A 14,727-nucleotide genomic window follows, 5' to 3' on the forward strand; every position below is an offset into this window, starting at 1 on the left:
GGAGATTTCTATGAATATCCGAACATTATATGCCGCGTTGATTGCCATCTGTTGCGCCACACAATTGCCCGCTGCAACATTGGGCCTGACGACATCGCCAGTAGGAAGCTACAGCGGCTCTGCCGTTGCACTTTATACAAGCCCTGGTCCATCAGGCCTTGATAGCGCCGTTGGGGATTTCGGCTTAAACGTGCTTGCAGCAGCTCCCGGGGTTTATGCTTTTAATCTATTCGACGGAAGCAATATCATAACGGGCAACGGCACACAGATTGGCGATACATTCGACGTCTTTGAATATTTCTTTGATCAGATCCATGTCGACACAACCGGTTTATTTACGATGGGCGCATTGCTAACAATTTCTCAGCCCGTCCTACCAGGGCTCGGTGTCACAACCTATACCCTTAGCGCGGTGGTTCCAACGCCCTTGCCGGCCGTGCCATTGCCCGCGACATTACCGCTTTTGGTGACAGGGTTTGGCGGTGCTGCGATGCTTGCACGCAAGCGGCGCAAAACGCGCTAAGGGAAAATTGGGCGTCTTATCGCCCTGCCCCGATATCTAAATTCTTCTTACGACACCCGGGTGCCTTGAGCGCGCCGGGTGTTTTTTTGACCTGCCCCCATGTCCATTCTTCCCGATATCTGCATTTCCATCGGAATTGTCAGCTGACAATTTTCTGGATGCGTGGCCCGACCGCGTCGCGGCTAAGTATGAATGACATTTACGCAAACCTATCGGGCCATCGGGCGCAATATTGTCAGCTGACAATATTTACCTGACGCATCAACGCCTGAATATTCATAGATGAAGATCGTGCCTGCTGCGTCAGGTGCCGTAAATAGCCCCCGGGATTTTTGATCGTATCAAAACGTTCCAACAAACACAGGATGGCGATTGGGGCAATCTGTGGTCCCATATGGCGCTTTGCCTCATCATAGACCGGTGGATCAATGCCCATCATTGGCACCAATGTCTGCGCCTGTTGCGAAAGCTCTGCCCATGACGTGGCGCCTTGTGGAAACATGCGATGGTATTCATCGAATTGTGCCACCGATTGGGTCACACTATCCGTGGGGGTCTGGATCGCAGGGTTGGCCTTATCAGAGTTTATATTAATTTCCTTATGTTGGTGACGCTCATTTTCGATGTCATTGACGTTCATTTCAAATGTGTTCAGCGTCTCCGAAAATTCACTTAGCAGCAGTTTTAGTTCCTCTGCATTATCCTTGCGGCGCAGCAGTAGACGCGCGCGTGATAACAGAGGGGTCAGGCTATGGGGGCCATCGGGATCAATATTTGCCGCGATCAGATGGGCAAACAGGGACTGGCGCGCCACTTGGATCTGACTGCGCAGCAGGGCATGCTCCTGCGCCCTGTGCTGTGCCTGACGGGCCGCTGCTTGGATCTGTTCGGCCTGCCGTGCCAGCGGGGCAAGATCAAACCCAAAGGCGCAGGCGATCCCTGCCCCAAGCCGTTTGGCATAGCGTTTGCGATTTGGGCTGTCGAAACGGCTGACAATACCGGCATGGACCAGGGCGCCCAAATGCCGGCGCAGCGTGCTTTCAGGCATCCCACCCAACCGCGTGGCCAATGTGTCATTTGAGGCGAAGACGATACAACGTCCGGGCAGGGCAGGGAGGTCACGATCGGGAACAAAGGTCAGCATGGCACGCAGCACCGCAATCGTGCGATGCGAAATCCCGAAATCCGCCGCAGCCAATGTCAGATCATCAACAAGGGACCATTTGTCATAGGATAAAACTGGCCCCTCGGGTGCAGCCGTTACAGGCTGCCCGTGAAAACGAGTGGTTTGAACTGTCATGAAAATTCACGCAGGACGTAAAAAAACGCCCCTTGTCCAAGCGACAGAGTTGACTGATTCGTGGAAGCAGGGTATCTCGTAGGTGCAAAACGACGAGAAAGGCCTTCCATATTGCTTGGGGGGCTTTTCTTATTTAAGGGTCCTGATCTGTGCCTCCTTTGGTTTGGGTGGGTGTGACCGGGTCACGTTTGGTCTGTGTCCAGGTGTTCGGATTGCCAGCGGGCAAACCATTCGTTCAGCAGCTCATCCGCGTTTTCTTCGATCCAGCTGTCAAATCCGGGCGTCTTTACCGACAGGTTGACGCCTTTGTCCGTGGCTTTGATCGTAGCGACCTGTGTGCCATTCGCGCTGGTCACCGTGGCCTTGCGCGGTGGTGATTTCGGGGCGGGGCTTGGTTCACGATGTTTGTTTTGCGCGGCCAGTAGGATCGCTTCAAACCGGGCGTCGGTGCCCAGCACGACAAAATCAGGCCGGTTCATGAAGTTGCTGGCGCGGGCGCGCGCGGCACTATCGGCAAACAGCGTCACCAACAGCATCCAGCGTTCGCGCCCGATGGATGGCGCCCGCCCGACCTGACGCAGGAAGGGCAGATCAAAGGCGCTGCCCACTTTCAGCATCCGGCTGACCATCGGCAGGTCAATCGCCAAAGCCGCAGCGATCGTCGCGCGGTCATATCCTGCCGCCTGTAGCTGGGCGGCAAAGCTGGCCTTTTCGATAAAGCTCAGATCGGTGCGGGTGTTGTTTTCCTGCCCCTGTGCCATGACCAGCGCATGATCGTCCAACTGACGCACCATTGCCTTCACCGGTAAGCCCAGATCGCGCAGGGCGGCCAGACGACGACGGCCATATACGATTTCATAGCGGCCACGCGCCGTAGGATGCGGGCGCAACAACACCGGCACCTGCTGGCCATAGGTTTTCAAACTTTCTTTCAGCCGGTCTTGTTCGACCATGTCAAAGCCCAGCCGGTCTTCCATACCCGCAGTGTCGATCAGCGCGGTATCAATGTCTTGCACTGCGTTTTCTTGCAACTTGCTTAGGCTGCTTTGCAACGCGCCCACCGCACCTTGTGGCATCAAACGTTGCCGTGGCGCCGCATCTGATTTCGGCGTGATATTGGTGCTTAGGATACCTTTGCGTGCCATATTACCGTCCCCATGCTGACTGGATAAGGGATTCAATCTCGTCATTGACCCCATTTAGTGAATCCACCGCGCGGTCATAGGTGTTGCGGTTGAACTGGCCGCGCTCCACCTCATAAATCGTCTGATGGGTCAGGCCAGCGTCGGAAATCGCGGTGGATTTCAACATCGCATTGGTCATCACCTCTTGGTTGAAGAGGTTGCGTAAAAACGCGACGACCTGTTGCTGCGGCCCGTCATTGGGCTCCATCCGGTTGATCAGAAAGCGCAGGAAGTCATAATCCATCGTCGCCCCGGCATTGCTGACGACATCCAGCAAATCCGCGCTCATTTGCAAGAATTGCGACATGGACGCGACATCCAACATATTGGGCACAACGGTGATGAACAGCCCCGTCGATGCACACAGCGCCGCCATCGTCAGATAGCCCAATTGCGGCGGACAATCGAACAGGATCAGATCATAATCGGCCTCTACTTCCGACAGGGCTGCGGCCATGCGGGTGAAGAAGGGGGGCTGAATATTGTCCATCAGGGCGCGCGGCGTCTCATGTTCAAACTCTTGCAGAACCAGGCCTGCGGGGGCCAGATCAATCCCTTGGAAAAATGTCGTCTGAATGACCGAGGCCAGCGGAACCGGCGCATCATATCGGATCGCGTCATAGACGGTTCCGGTGTCCAGAAAATCCACCTCGGGGCGGTAGCCAAACAAGGTCGTCAATGAGGCCTGCGGATCAATATCCACACATAGGATCTTATAGCCTTTTAACGCCAAACGCTGGGCGGTGTGGATCGTGCTGGTCGTTTTGCCCGAGCCACCCTTAAAATTCAGAAAAGACAGAACCTGAACATTATCGCCTTCGCGCCGACCCCGCAGATAGGTGCCTGGCGTCTTGGCCGCGCCGTCCAGATGTTGCCGGATGTCGGCCAGATCGGTGGCGCTATAATGGCGTCGCCCGCCGGGGCTGGTCTGCACATCGGCAATCTTGTTTTCAAAATGCAGCTTGCGCAGGAAAGAGGCGGAAATCCCCAACAGCTCGGCTGCTTCGCCCGCAGAAAACAGGCGCAATTCCTTGCGCGCGTTGGGCGCAAAGGCGGTCGTCATATGGTTTTCCAACGCGGCCGCGATGTTCTCTGCGTTCACGCGGATCCGCTCATTGATGCGTATCGTCTTATCGCCCATAATACACCTGTAGGCGGGCAGGGCCTGTCAATGCCCCTGCGCCTGCCGATTGTAGTAACGCTGTTTTGCGCCATGCTCATTTTTAACGTTTCTATAGCGGCGATTTGCGAGTCGGTGCAATTCTTTTCTTTAGTGTCTGTTTACCCTTGCAACCCACCAGATCTTGTGGTCGGGCGTCGGGGCATTGGCGTAAAAATCGCAAATGCATGAAAAATAATGATAAAATAAATATGGCGCGATGCTAACTTCGCTAAAACCACCATAACGTGTGGAAAATGTTTTTTTGCTTGGCGGCGCGGTGCATCGCGATTTGCGGCGCAATTTCGGCGGTTTGCGGGGCGTTGTTAATGATCGGCGCGTGCGCGGATTGGGTCTGATGGCACGTCGGCGCGCTGTTCACGGTGAAAGATATACAGGCCAGACCCCAGGATGATCAGCGTGCCCAGCAACGTCAAAAGATCGGGCACTTCGGCAAAAACCAGATAGCCAAGCGCGGTGGCGCCAAGGATTTCAAGATATTGAAACGGGGCCAGAACGCTGGCCTGCACAAAGCTGAACGCCAATGAGATCAGCAAAAACGCCGCAGCCGTCAGCAGCCCTGATCCGATCAGCCCGCCGATCACCCATCCGGGCATCGCCAGCACGCCGGACGCCCCGGTGCCGACAGCCGGCGCGACGACCGATTGCACCGCCATTGCGGCGCATAAGATCACCGCCCCAAAGGCGGAGGCACCGCATTGAAATGTCAGCGCCGTGCAGTCCTGTGTGGCGCGCCGCGTGACGATCATATTCAGCGCATAGGTCACAGCCGCCAGCAGCGGATACAAAACCACCAAACCAAAGGCCGCGAAATTGGGCCGCAAAATCAGCAACACCCCGCACAGCCCCACCGCGACCGCCGCATAACGGCGCGGACCCGGTCTTTCGCCCAAAAACACCCCGGCCAGCAGCGTCAGGGCCAGTGGCTCTACGAAAAAGATCGCAATCGCCGTGGCAATCGGCATAGAGGCAAAGGCCGTGATCAGGGCAAAGGACACAATGGCCGCCAAAAGGCCCGACAGGCATGACCACCGGGTAAAGACGCGGCCGCGCTCGGTCTTGCGCATGGCCAGAAACACCGCCCCCAATGCGATCGCCTGAACCACGGCTTTGAACGCCGCGATCTGACCGGGCGGCAGCACGGCGGTCAGGCCCTTGCTGATGGTATCGCCCATTGGCAGCAACATCATTGCGGTGATCATCGCGGCCATACCCAACACGGTTGCATTGGGGCGGCGCAGCAGGGTCCATCGCGAAACCAGCATCAAAAACTCCTGTGATAGGGCAGGGGCCATATCGTAAGATCCGGGCGTAAAGGACCTGGGCGTAAAATATGGGGCAGGGGCTTTGGGCGCGACGCCATCGCACATATTGCCCTGATAGGGGGGCAGGGGGCGGCAAGTCAAGCTAAGCTGGCTTAGATCTTGCGGTGCGCGTGATGCCCCCGGTGATGTGCTATCTGGGGGCAGGGGGGCGATGGTGCGGCCCATAGGCTGCGATGAATACCCGCACGGCCTCTTGCGCGACATGGTCAATGGCGTCATGTGTGGGCGCGTCCAGCGCATGTCCGAACAGGCGCCTGCGCCAGATCCCGGCACTGGCCAATTCGGCAAAATGCTGCGCGGCAATCACCGGATCAGGGGTCCACAACCGTCCGGCCTGGGTTTCTGCACACAGCCAATTGCTCATCAATCCCAGGAAATGCTGCGCGCCTGCGTCATAGAACTGCCGGCCCAGATCGGGCATACGCTCTGCCACGGCAATCACCATTCGCTGCACCCGCACCACATCATCCGATGTCATCAACCGCCCCAATGCCAGCGCCGTCGCCAGCAGCCGATCTTGTGTGCTGCCATGCGAGGCCAAAAGCGATGTGATCTCTTGCAGGAATTTTTGCCGCCGCTCAGTGACAAGCGCGACCAGCAATTCCTGTTTGTCGGAAAAATAGACATATATGGTGCCCTTGGACACACCTGCTGCCTTGCAGATGTTGTTCATGGACGCGGCATCAAAACCCTGCTGTGCGAATATCTTCCACGCGCCGTTCAAAATCTGCGACCGCTTTTCCGGGTCTTCTCCGGCGGCATGGCGGCGGCCCTGCGGCATTTGGCATTTTGGCGCGCATTCATCCATCATATCACCTTCCTTGTTGCGCAACTGTGTAATCGAACTGATGGGTTCGATAAAGACTTGATCGCTGCGGGTGCTTGGACTATCTGCGATTGAACCATCCGGTTCGATCTCGTGGCCGATGGTTTCGATCCTCCCAGCGAAAGACCACGCTATGTCAAGCACGCACACGCCCCAAACCGAACCCGCCGTCAAATCCAGCAAGAAAAAGCGCATCTTTTTGACCATCGCGGCGCTGGCGCTGGTGGCAGGTGGTTATGAGGGATGGCACTGGTGGACCCAGGGGCGCTTTATGATCAGCACGGATGATGCCTATGTGCAGGCGGATATGTCCTTGGTGTCGTCCAAGCTGCAGGGCTATGTTGCCGATATTCCGGTGACGGCGAACCAACATGTGTCTAAGGGCGATGTGTTGGTGCGGATTGATGCGGGGGATTATAAGATCGCGCTGGAAGTGGCACAGGCGAAACTGCCGACATTGGACAGCACATTGGCGCGGATTGATGCGCAGGTGATCGCGGCACAGGCCACCGTGACGCAGATGCAGGCGCAGTTGCAGGCGGCTGAGGCCACATTGACCACCGCGCGGACCTCTGCTGCGCGCGCCAAAGACCTGGCAGAGCGCCGGGTGACTTCGCAGGCCGATCTGGACACCGCAAATGAGGCTCTGGGCACGGCCATCGCCAATCGTGAGGCGGCGGTTGCAGCCATCGCAGGCGCGCAGGCCCAGGTTGAGGTGCTGAAAGCAGAGCGGGTCGAAACCGATTCCAGCCGTAAAGAAATTCAATTGGCCATCGATCAGGCGCAGCGCGACCTGGAACTGACGGTGCTGCATGCACCCTTTGACGGGATCGTCGCCAATGTAGCGATTGAACAAGGCGAATTGGTCAGCGTGGGCGCGCGGCTGGCCGCGGTGGTTCCCGATCACGGTCTGTATATCGAGGCAAATTTCAAAGAAACGCAGTTGGAAGGGATCGCACCCGGTGCCGTGGCCCATGTTACGCTGGACGCGATGGAAGGGCATGAATTGCAGGGCAAAGTTGTCTCTATCGCGCCTGCGACTGGGGCGATGTTCTCATTATTGCCTGCCGAAAATGCCACAGGGAATTTCACCAAAATCGTGCAGCGCGTTCCGGTGCGCATACAATTGCCCGAAGGGACCAAGGGCCTGCGCGCGGGTCTGTCGGCGGTGATTGAAATCGACAGCCGCACGGCCCCGGATGGCGCGCGCGTCGCGGATGCACAATGAGCGCGGCTGCGGTCACCGACGAGCCAGAGCTAACGCCGCGCCGGGTCGCGGCGTTTCTGGTTATGGTCTTTGGTATGTTCATGGCGATCTTGGATATTCAGATCGTTTCGGCATCGCTGCCGGAAATTCAGGCGGGTCTTGGCGCATCATCAGATGAGATTTCATGGGTGCAGACCGCCTATCTGATCGCCGAGGTGATCATGATCCCACTATCAGGCGTGTTGGGGCGGATGATGTCCACGCGCTATCTGTTTGCCGTGTCGGCCGCGGGGTTCACGGCGGCATCGTTTCTATGCGCCACCTCCTCCTCCATCAATGAGATGATTTTGTGGCGCGCGCTGCAAGGGTTTTTGGGTGGCGGGATGATCCCGTCGGTTTTTGCGGCGGCGTTCACGATCTTCCCGGCGTCAAAACGCGGTATTGTGTCACCGATGATCGGTCTGGTGGCGACATTGGCACCTACGGTTGGCCCCACGGTCGGCGGCTATTTAAGCCATGCGTTTTCGTGGCATTGGCTGTTCTTGGTCAATGTGCCTGCTGGGATTGCGGTCACGATTGGCGTTCTGGCCTTGGTGGATTTCGATAAACCCGAATGGCGATTGTTCGACAGCTTTGACTGGATCGGCCTTGGTGCGCTGGCTTGTTTTCTGGGCGGGATGGAATTCGTTCTGGAGGAAGGGCCGGGCAATGACTGGTTCCAGGATGAGGCAGTCGCGATCCTATTCGTTGTGATGGTGATCGGCGGGGTGATGACCTTCTGGCGCGCCTTTACCCGTGACAATGCGGTCGTGGACCTGTCGGCATTTTCCAATACGAATTTCGCGGTGGGGTCGGTGTTTTCCTTTGTCATGGGCATTGGATTATATGGCATGACCTATCTGTATCCGCTGTATCTGTCGTCGATCCGTGGCTATGACAGTCTGATGACCGGGGAAACGGTGTTTGTGTCCGGGCTGGCGATGTTTGTCACTGCACCGATTGCGGGGATTTTGTCGTCCCGCATTGATCTGCGTGTGATGCTGTTGGCCGGGTTTGTGGGATTTGGCTGTTCCAGCTGGATGTTGACAGGGATGACCGCGGATTGGGATTTTAACGAATTGCTTTGGCCGCAGATCCTGCGCGGCGTGTCCTTGATGATCTGCATGGTGCCGATCAACAATCTGGCGCTTGGTACATTGCCGCCGGCCAAGATGAAGGGCGCGTCAGGGCTGTATAACCTGATGCGCAATCTGGGCGGGGCCGTGGGGCTGGCGATGATCAACACTACGCTGACTGATCGCGCCGCTTTGCATACCGCGCGCCTGTCCGAGACGATCAGCTGGACCAACCCAGAGGCGCTGCGCCAGTTGGATATGATGGCCGCCAATCTGAACGCCACAGGGTTGGATGGAACCACCGGCGCGCTGTCGCAAATGGCGGGACGAGTGGCCGCGCAGGCCACGGTGATGTCCTTTATTGATGTGTTTGTCTTGCTGACCTTCTTGTTCTGCGGCTTGGCGGTGATGGCCTTGGCAATGAAGCCGCCCAAACCCGGTGGCAAAGCCCCCGCGCATTAACCGCGCCAATCCACCCGATGCATCCCCCATGCCCTTCGGGCGCGCGGCATGGGGGGTGCGCCGTCACCACCGTGCAACGTTGCGCATCGGTGCCTTGCCTTGGTGCGTTGCAGAAATTGACCGCGCCGCTTTTGGCCCATATTGCTATAGGATCGCAGCACGCAACGATTGTGGGGGCTGCGAAATTTGATCTGGGGCAAAGGCGCGCGGTGTATATCCGGTTAGAGAAAATCAATCACCTGCGGCGACAACGGCGGTATTACACGCTGCGCGTTGAACGCACGCTGTTTGGGGATTGGTCTGTGACCCGCGAATGGGGCCGCATTGGCAACCCGGGTAAGGAACAGATGGCGATTTTCGACACGCAAGCCGCCGCCGAGGCAGAGTTTCAGACGCTTAAGGCGCTGAAAACCCGCCGTGGTTACAGCCCTATCCCGATTCAGCTGATGCTGTTTTAACCCCCCCTTTAATCGTGCGAAAACCCGCGCAGGGGCGGATCAGTCCCGGTACCCCCTCTTGGCCCTTCACGGCGCGCGATATTCGATTTTTATCAGCTGCGACAGGTACACGCGCGCGATGGGCGCATATTGCTGTTTTTTGTGTAAGAAAGAGCCTTGCACTGCACTGCATTTGGCACTAAACGATGTCGCATCAGCGCCGAGGAGGTTTGAAACCTTGCAAGATCATTGCGACGTTTCTCTTCAAAGCAACCTGTAACGCAAGCAACCTGCAAAGGTGAAACGCGTTTGCCCCTATAGCTCAGCTGGTAGAGCAACTGATTTGTAATCAGTAGGTCCGCGGTTCGAGTCCGTGTGGGGGCACCATTTTTCAATTACATATCAATATATTGAAGGCCGCCCGTTAAGGCGACTATCGTTGTTTTGGTAGGGTCTGCAACAACTCTACAACATTTAGTAGCTTTGCCTTCGGCAATCGCGTTCTGCGAGTTCAGCATAGCGGCCATCGGCATAATGGTAGCAGATGCCATCATCACGCTCATGCCAGACGCCAAGCAGGAAGCCAGAATCGTGATGCTTGTCTAAGATGCGCTTGGCTTTTTCGGCTTCTGACAACGCTTGCGCGTCGGTCATTGGCACCTGTTCTGAGCCGCTGAACATCGCCTCCTTCCACAAACTATGCGGTAAATCATCTTCGAAACGCAGGTAGTAGTAGCGACGGCTGTCGGTTTGGCCGCGCAACTCGCGCACGGCCATGCCACAATCAGCGACAGCGGAGGCGAGATTGCCAATATCAAATTTCATGCTGCTGCCTCCAGTTTGAGAGCAGTTGCCGCGTCGTACCAAACTTGCTGCATTGTCCGAAGAGTGCGAACGGTTTCTTCGTCGAGTAATGCGCGAAAGTTGGTGATGCCCTGAGGGGCGGCATATCATGGCGGTGTCGAAGCGCCGTCAATTCTCAGCCGAGAAAGGGATATGCCACATGTCGAAGACTACCATCGCCACACTGCCTGATCCATGAGGCTTTTCACCGGATCCGTTGACGGACCTCATCCGAGAGGGGGCGCGAGCAAGCGTTTGCAGCTGAGCTGGCAGCGCTCCTCGCCGCGTTCGCAGAGGAAAGGCTCGATGACGGCCGGACCAGGCTGGTGCTACATGGACATCTGCCGGAGCGCGAGATCCTGACCGAGGTCGGTCCTGTCGCCGTGAAAGTCCCACGCGTGCGGGACCGTAAGCCCGGCGAGGCCAAGATCACATTCGCGCCCAGCATCCTGCCGCGCTACCTGCGCAAAGCCAAGTCGGTCGAGGAGCTGTTGCCGTGGCTTTACCTCAAGGGATCCTCCACCGGCGATTTTTGCGACGCTTTGGCCGCCCTGCTGGGGCCGGAGGCCAAGGGCCTGTCGGCCAAAACCGTTACTCGCCTGAAAGTCGACTGGTGGTCGGAGTATGAGGCCTGGGAAACGCGTGACCTCGGAACCCGGAGGTTTCTCTACATCTGGGCCCACGGTGTCTACTTCAAGCCGCGTATGGCCGAGGAAAAACAATGTGTTCTGGTCATCGTCGGAGCGGATGAATACGGTCGCAAGGCGCTGCTGACCTTCTACGACTACCCGGCCGGGCACTGGAAACATATCCGAACGTCAAATCCGATCGAGAGCACTTTCGCCACCGTCCGGCACCGGACAACACGCACCAAGGGCTGTCTCAGTCGGAAGACCGGATTGGCCATGGCCTTCCGGCGGATGATGTCCGCGCAGACGAAATGGCGAAAGCTCGACGGTCGGAACCGCATGCCGGAGGTCATCAACGGGGGTGAGTTCCGCGCCGGTGTCCGCCACATTCAAGCCGCCGCCTGATCGAGCGTCACCAACTTTCGCGCATATCTCGTTCAAAGATCATAAACCGGTGTTATGTCCCATCCCTATGGCTTAATGTAGGCAATCGCTTTACAGCCGTCGCCTATTAGCTTACATCAAGGTTCGATCAAGACCTTCGCACATAAGCAGCTGAAAGCCCTTTGGGAGACTGGCAAATCGAAGATCGACGCGCGTATGCACGGCCGCATCCTGCGGCGGCTGGATGCGCTCGACGCGGGCACCGCTCCCGAGGACATGAACCTGCCGGGCTTCGACTTCCACAGCCTGCGAGGACATACCCCCAACGCGCTACACCGTGCATGTGAACGGCCCGTGGTGCATCACCTTCAAGTTCCGCGACGGCGACGCCTATGTGCTGGACTACGAGCAATATCACTAGGAGGCGAAGATGAGACGCAACCCCGAGCGCTGCCCGACGCATCCGGGCGAACTGCTCCGCGAAGACGTGATCCCCGCAACCGGGAAAACAAAATCGGAGATTGCGCGGCTCTTAGGGATTTCACGCCAGCACCTGCATGACCTTGTGGCCGAGCGCAAACCCGTTAGCCCCGAAGTCGCGGTGCGGCTTGCCAAACTGTTCGGCAATGCGCCTCTGGTCTGGATCCGGATGCAGGGGGCCCATGACGCTTGGCATGCCTCCCGCGACGTTGATGTGTCGGCCATTCCGACCATCAACGCTCCTACTAGCTCGGTCATAACATAAACCGAGCCTTGAGGCTCGTTGATAGCGGCATTTTCATCAAAAGAAATTTCACAACATACTTTGAATTATTCGTGGGTACGAAATGACAAACGATGATTTTTGGCTGAACATTCGTCACGCCCCGTTCAATACCGAAACCCCAAGACAATCTCCTTTAGAAATCACTCAAACAGCCGATATCATACCATTAGGCAATCAATTCGGCATTTGGCCCAAGAAAACGATACCTGACGAAGCCCGTAACATACTATTCGGTCACATAGCAGTCAAAGAGACTGATACTTTATCGGACGGCGGTGAAATCGCGGTGCCTCCTATGAAAACCTACGCGATCATAGACGCAAGTAAGTTTAAGTTAGGTGCAAGTGAATTTGAAACATTTGGTATGCCTTACCGATGTTTGTTTAAAGGAAAGTATGCCAAATACACCGAAAACGTATCTCCATATCTATTTGAAATAGAATATGAAAATCAACTTTTACGCCGCCTTTTCACGAACGCGTCCGGATTAGGACAAGACAATGATACGTGTCTCTGGTCAAAAGATGCAGCCATTTACTTACGAACACGTTCTGACTTTCATACAACGTGGAAGCATGTACGGAAGTTCACACGCGCCCAAGATGCAAAGGGCAAGTGGTACCTATTCCGTTTTTGGGAACCCAGTGTGCTGCGGGATTATTTATACGAGATCAGAAACGACCCCGGAAAAGTTATAAGCTGGTTCGGAAGGCGAGCTGGTGACATTGCATTTATTGTTCTGACCAATGGCGTTTTGCATTCATACACATTGGCCGATGACATCCCTACTGACGAACGGGCTGAACCAATACGCGTAGATAAAGAAACACACGCGCGTTTACACGCCCGCCGTTTTATAGATGCATTTTCCGAAAAACATAACATGACCTTTAATTGGAAGACGTTCGATGCTTTGTCTTACAACTGGGAAAACTATGACGAAAACGACTTGAAGATCATATCTTTACTTCATGGGTACTTTAAAATTTTAACAAAATATGACCCATCAGTATCTAACCCCAGCATCAGCGTAGATATGCTTGAAATTCAAAAACGGAGATATTTAGAAAAGCTTTTATTTTACAACAATCAGGGAGTTAATCATGTCCTGTGAAACTGGAAATTGTCCAAAGTGCAAAGTTGAAATCGGATACATTGACGTTGCCATCGGTCTAAAACACCTCTTCGTCATGTACACGGATGAGCGAGCAAAGCTGGAAGTCATTTATCGTGGCGGACCTGTCCGAGGCAGCAAGTATTCTGAAAACGCGGCTCAAGGATTAGCGAAAGAATTTTCCGCCCCTAAACAAAGCGACTTTAGCGATCCTGGATCTCCAATGGGCCTATTAATCACCCATCGGCAAGAAGGCTTCAACGGCAGCAACCCAGATTACCTTTTTATGGAAGGTAAATTCTACTCGTTGAGGGCCCCGAATACTGCGGCTTAGACCCTCAGTTCACCCGAATTACCAGAGCAATCGGAATGCTTGGAAAGTCTTACGACCTTCCTCTACCACCAAGTATTGATGAGGCAGTAGATAACAGCAATGCCACTGTCAGAACGATCCTGCATGAGATGGGATTGCCGGAACGAAAGCCCGATGTGATAGCTCCAGGATGGGGCACGATCTTCAACATCAATCCTCAACAAATGGTGCCAATAGGGAGTGTATCCTCCGCACGCATGCCAGGAGCCATGGGCTCAATCCCAGCAGGTAGCGAGACAAATGCACTTGATGTCATTAGTGAGCAAAACTCGAGATCCAGATGAGAAAGACAAAAATATGCTTCGGGCTGGTCATTATTCTAATTTCAATAATATCTTTATTCAAAATGGTTAATGAGATGGGAACGTTCATAATAATACCAGAGCCACATTTTCCGGTTTCAGATACATATGAAATCAACCAAGACGCTATGCGCGATTATTACACCAAACTGTTTCAAAGCATGTCGGCCTCTGATGCCATTGTAATGCTGGAGCAAAACAATGTGGAGTATCGATTTGATAGCGGCGATAAAATCATATTTTTCGTGGAGAAAACCTTTTTACCAATACCCGTAAAATACTCCGGAAGCGTAGAAATATCATTCCTTGATGGAGTTTTCCAACGAGTGTCGGCATTTAGATTCTTTGGGATCGACGCCCCCTGACACCGATCCAACGCGCACGTTTTTCAGACCAATTTCCAACACAGCAAGCGGAAGTAGGGTGTGCCTCAGATAGATTTAAGGTGTAGGGAGACTGCGTTGAACAAGACATCAAGAACGATGAGCTGGCCCGAAGCGATCAAAAAAGTTTTAAAAAACGCCGATAAGGAGCTTCATTACACTGGAATATTGGTAATCATTCTGTTGAAAGGGATGGTAAAATCCGCTGGTACAACTCCTGAATCGCCGCGGGTTTACCGGAGACCTATAGCTTCATTTCACGGGACCATATCGAGCACGTCGCGCTGTGCATAGAAGTTCTGTTCAGCCTCTGCTGGCGGTATGTTTCCGATAGGGCCGAGCAAGCGCCGGTGATTAAACCAATCGACCCAGCC

General features: G+C 55.1%; 16 protein-coding genes, 1 tRNA gene and 2 pseudogenes. 13 read left to right on the forward strand and 6 right to left on the reverse strand.

Annotated elements, in window-relative coordinates:
• Positions 1 to 10: 10 nt before the first annotated feature.
• Positions 11 to 523: a VPLPA-CTERM sorting domain-containing protein gene (locus BFP70_RS17670; protein ID WP_066013001.1), complete on the forward strand. Its 513-nt coding sequence runs from the start codon at positions 11 to 13 to the stop codon at positions 521 to 523.
• Between the two features lie 235 nt (positions 524 to 758).
• Here the strand turns inward: BFP70_RS17670 and repC are convergent, their stop codons facing one another.
• The 5 genes from repC to BFP70_RS17695 form a co-directional block, all read right to left on the reverse strand.
• Positions 759 to 1,823, reverse strand: a complete 1,065-nt coding sequence (gene repC / locus BFP70_RS17675; protein ID WP_066013003.1) for a plasmid replication protein RepC — start codon at positions 1,821 to 1,823, stop codon at positions 759 to 761.
• 182 nt (positions 1,824 to 2,005) lie between these two features.
• Positions 2,006 to 2,968 (reverse strand): plasmid partitioning protein RepB, encoded by a 963-nt coding sequence (gene repB / locus BFP70_RS17680; protein WP_066013005.1) that lies wholly within the window; start codon positions 2,966 to 2,968, stop codon positions 2,006 to 2,008.
• Position 2,969: 1 nt separating this feature from the next.
• A complete protein-coding gene (repA, locus tag BFP70_RS17685; RefSeq protein ID WP_066013007.1) occupies positions 2,970 to 4,148 on the reverse strand; it encodes a plasmid partitioning protein RepA in 1,179 nt (392 codons plus the stop codon).
• A 344-nt stretch (positions 4,149 to 4,492) separates the two neighbouring features.
• Entirely contained in the window at positions 4,493 to 5,452 is a 960-nt protein-coding gene (locus tag BFP70_RS17690) for a DMT family transporter (RefSeq protein WP_066013009.1), read from the reverse strand.
• Between the two features lie 190 nt (positions 5,453 to 5,642).
• Positions 5,643 to 6,323 carry a TetR/AcrR family transcriptional regulator gene (locus BFP70_RS17695; RefSeq protein ID WP_083217597.1) on the reverse strand — a complete coding sequence of 227 codons (681 nt, stop codon included), beginning with the start codon at positions 6,321 to 6,323 and terminating at the stop codon, positions 5,643 to 5,645.
• 148 nt (positions 6,324 to 6,471) lie between these two features.
• On the opposite strand from BFP70_RS17695, the gene BFP70_RS17700 reads away from it, so the two are divergent.
• The 4 genes from BFP70_RS17700 (at position 6,472) to BFP70_RS17715 (ending at position 9,946) form a co-directional block, all read left to right on the forward strand.
• Positions 6,472 to 7,566, forward strand: a complete 1,095-nt coding sequence (locus BFP70_RS17700) for an HlyD family secretion protein (protein WP_255356769.1) — start codon at positions 6,472 to 6,474, stop codon at positions 7,564 to 7,566.
• Complete coding sequence (locus BFP70_RS17705; protein WP_066013012.1) at positions 7,563 to 9,122, forward strand: DHA2 family efflux MFS transporter permease subunit; 1,560 nt, start codon at positions 7,563 to 7,565, stop codon at positions 9,120 to 9,122. Before BFP70_RS17700 ends, BFP70_RS17705 begins: the two co-directional genes overlap by 4 nt.
• A gap of 131 nt (positions 9,123 to 9,253) precedes the next feature.
• Positions 9,254 to 9,580 (forward strand): WGR domain-containing protein, encoded by a 327-nt coding sequence (locus BFP70_RS20490; protein WP_218059691.1) that lies wholly within the window; start codon positions 9,254 to 9,256, stop codon positions 9,578 to 9,580.
• A 290-nt stretch (positions 9,581 to 9,870) separates the two neighbouring features.
• Positions 9,871 to 9,946: transfer RNA gene (locus tag BFP70_RS17715), tRNA-Thr, on the forward strand.
• Positions 9,947 to 10,033: 87 nt separating this feature from the next.
• Here BFP70_RS17715 and BFP70_RS17720 read toward each other — a convergent pair.
• Positions 10,034 to 10,384, reverse strand: a complete 351-nt coding sequence (locus BFP70_RS17720; protein ID WP_066013014.1) for a hypothetical protein — start codon at positions 10,382 to 10,384, stop codon at positions 10,034 to 10,036.
• Positions 10,385 to 10,619: 235 nt separating this feature from the next.
• Between BFP70_RS17720 and BFP70_RS17725 the strand changes: the two are divergent.
• The 8 genes and pseudogenes from BFP70_RS17725 to BFP70_RS21615 all read left to right on the forward strand — a co-directional run bounded on the left by BFP70_RS17725 (position 10,620) and on the right by BFP70_RS21615 (position 14,647).
• Positions 10,620 to 11,436 (forward strand): annotated as a pseudogene (locus BFP70_RS17725) (transposase).
• Between the two features lie 126 nt (positions 11,437 to 11,562).
• A pseudogene (locus BFP70_RS21605) lies at positions 11,563 to 11,721 on the forward strand (hypothetical protein); the annotation flags it as partial.
• A 10-nt stretch (positions 11,722 to 11,731) separates the two neighbouring features.
• Entirely contained in the window at positions 11,732 to 11,836 is a 105-nt protein-coding gene (locus BFP70_RS21610) for a type II toxin-antitoxin system RelE/ParE family toxin (protein ID WP_369820220.1), read from the forward strand.
• 9 nt (positions 11,837 to 11,845) lie between these two features.
• A complete protein-coding gene (locus BFP70_RS21480; protein ID WP_066013021.1) occupies positions 11,846 to 12,160 on the forward strand; it encodes a HigA family addiction module antitoxin in 315 nt (104 codons plus the stop codon).
• Positions 12,161 to 12,242: 82 nt separating this feature from the next.
• Entirely contained in the window at positions 12,243 to 13,295 is a 1,053-nt protein-coding gene (locus BFP70_RS17740) for a DUF4123 domain-containing protein (RefSeq protein WP_066013023.1), read from the forward strand.
• Positions 13,285 to 13,629, forward strand: a complete 345-nt coding sequence (locus tag BFP70_RS17745) for a hypothetical protein (RefSeq protein ID WP_066013024.1) — start codon at positions 13,285 to 13,287, stop codon at positions 13,627 to 13,629. Before BFP70_RS17740 ends, BFP70_RS17745 begins: the two co-directional genes overlap by 11 nt.
• A 319-nt stretch (positions 13,630 to 13,948) precedes the next feature.
• Entirely contained in the window at positions 13,949 to 14,335 is a 387-nt protein-coding gene (locus tag BFP70_RS17750; RefSeq protein WP_066013025.1) for a hypothetical protein, read from the forward strand.
• 117 nt (positions 14,336 to 14,452) lie between these two features.
• Entirely contained in the window at positions 14,453 to 14,647 is a 195-nt protein-coding gene (locus BFP70_RS21615; RefSeq protein ID WP_083217599.1) for a winged helix-turn-helix domain-containing protein, read from the forward strand.
• The last annotated feature ends 80 nt before the right edge of the window (positions 14,648 to 14,727 follow it).

It is taken from the genome of Thioclava sp. SK-1 (assembly GCF_001705665.1).
Classification (GTDB): domain Bacteria; phylum Pseudomonadota; class Alphaproteobacteria; order Rhodobacterales; family Rhodobacteraceae; genus Thioclava.

Excerpts from the sequence above, each read along its gene's own strand:
- BFP70_RS17705 (WP_066013012.1), top strand. The coding sequence starts at position 7,563 with ATGAGCGCGGCTGCGGTCACCGACGAGCCAGAGCTAACGCCGCGCCGG.
- BFP70_RS17700 (WP_255356769.1), top strand. The coding sequence starts at position 6,472 with ATGTCAAGCACGCACACGCCCCAAACCGAACCCGCCGTCAAATCCAGC.
- repB (WP_066013005.1), bottom strand. The coding sequence starts at position 2,968 with ATGGCACGCAAAGGTATCCTAAGCACCAATATCACGCCGAAATCAGAT.
- BFP70_RS17745 (WP_066013024.1), top strand. The coding sequence starts at position 13,285 with ATGTCCTGTGAAACTGGAAATTGTCCAAAGTGCAAAGTTGAAATCGGA.
- BFP70_RS21615 (WP_083217599.1), top strand. The coding sequence starts at position 14,453 with ATGAGCTGGCCCGAAGCGATCAAAAAAGTTTTAAAAAACGCCGATAAG.
- repC (WP_066013003.1), bottom strand. The coding sequence starts at position 1,823 with ATGACAGTTCAAACCACTCGTTTTCACGGGCAGCCTGTAACGGCTGCA.
- BFP70_RS17750 (WP_066013025.1), top strand. The coding sequence starts at position 13,949 with ATGAGAAAGACAAAAATATGCTTCGGGCTGGTCATTATTCTAATTTCA.
- BFP70_RS17695 (WP_083217597.1), bottom strand. The coding sequence starts at position 6,323 with ATGATGGATGAATGCGCGCCAAAATGCCAAATGCCGCAGGGCCGCCGC.
- repA (WP_066013007.1), bottom strand. The coding sequence starts at position 4,148 with ATGGGCGATAAGACGATACGCATCAATGAGCGGATCCGCGTGAACGCA.
- BFP70_RS17720 (WP_066013014.1), bottom strand. The coding sequence starts at position 10,384 with ATGAAATTTGATATTGGCAATCTCGCCTCCGCTGTCGCTGATTGTGGC.
- BFP70_RS21480 (WP_066013021.1), top strand. The coding sequence starts at position 11,846 with ATGAGACGCAACCCCGAGCGCTGCCCGACGCATCCGGGCGAACTGCTC.
- BFP70_RS17670 (WP_066013001.1), top strand. The coding sequence starts at position 11 with ATGAATATCCGAACATTATATGCCGCGTTGATTGCCATCTGTTGCGCC.
- BFP70_RS17740 (WP_066013023.1), top strand. The coding sequence starts at position 12,243 with ATGACAAACGATGATTTTTGGCTGAACATTCGTCACGCCCCGTTCAAT.
- BFP70_RS17690 (WP_066013009.1), bottom strand. The coding sequence starts at position 5,452 with ATGCTGGTTTCGCGATGGACCCTGCTGCGCCGCCCCAATGCAACCGTG.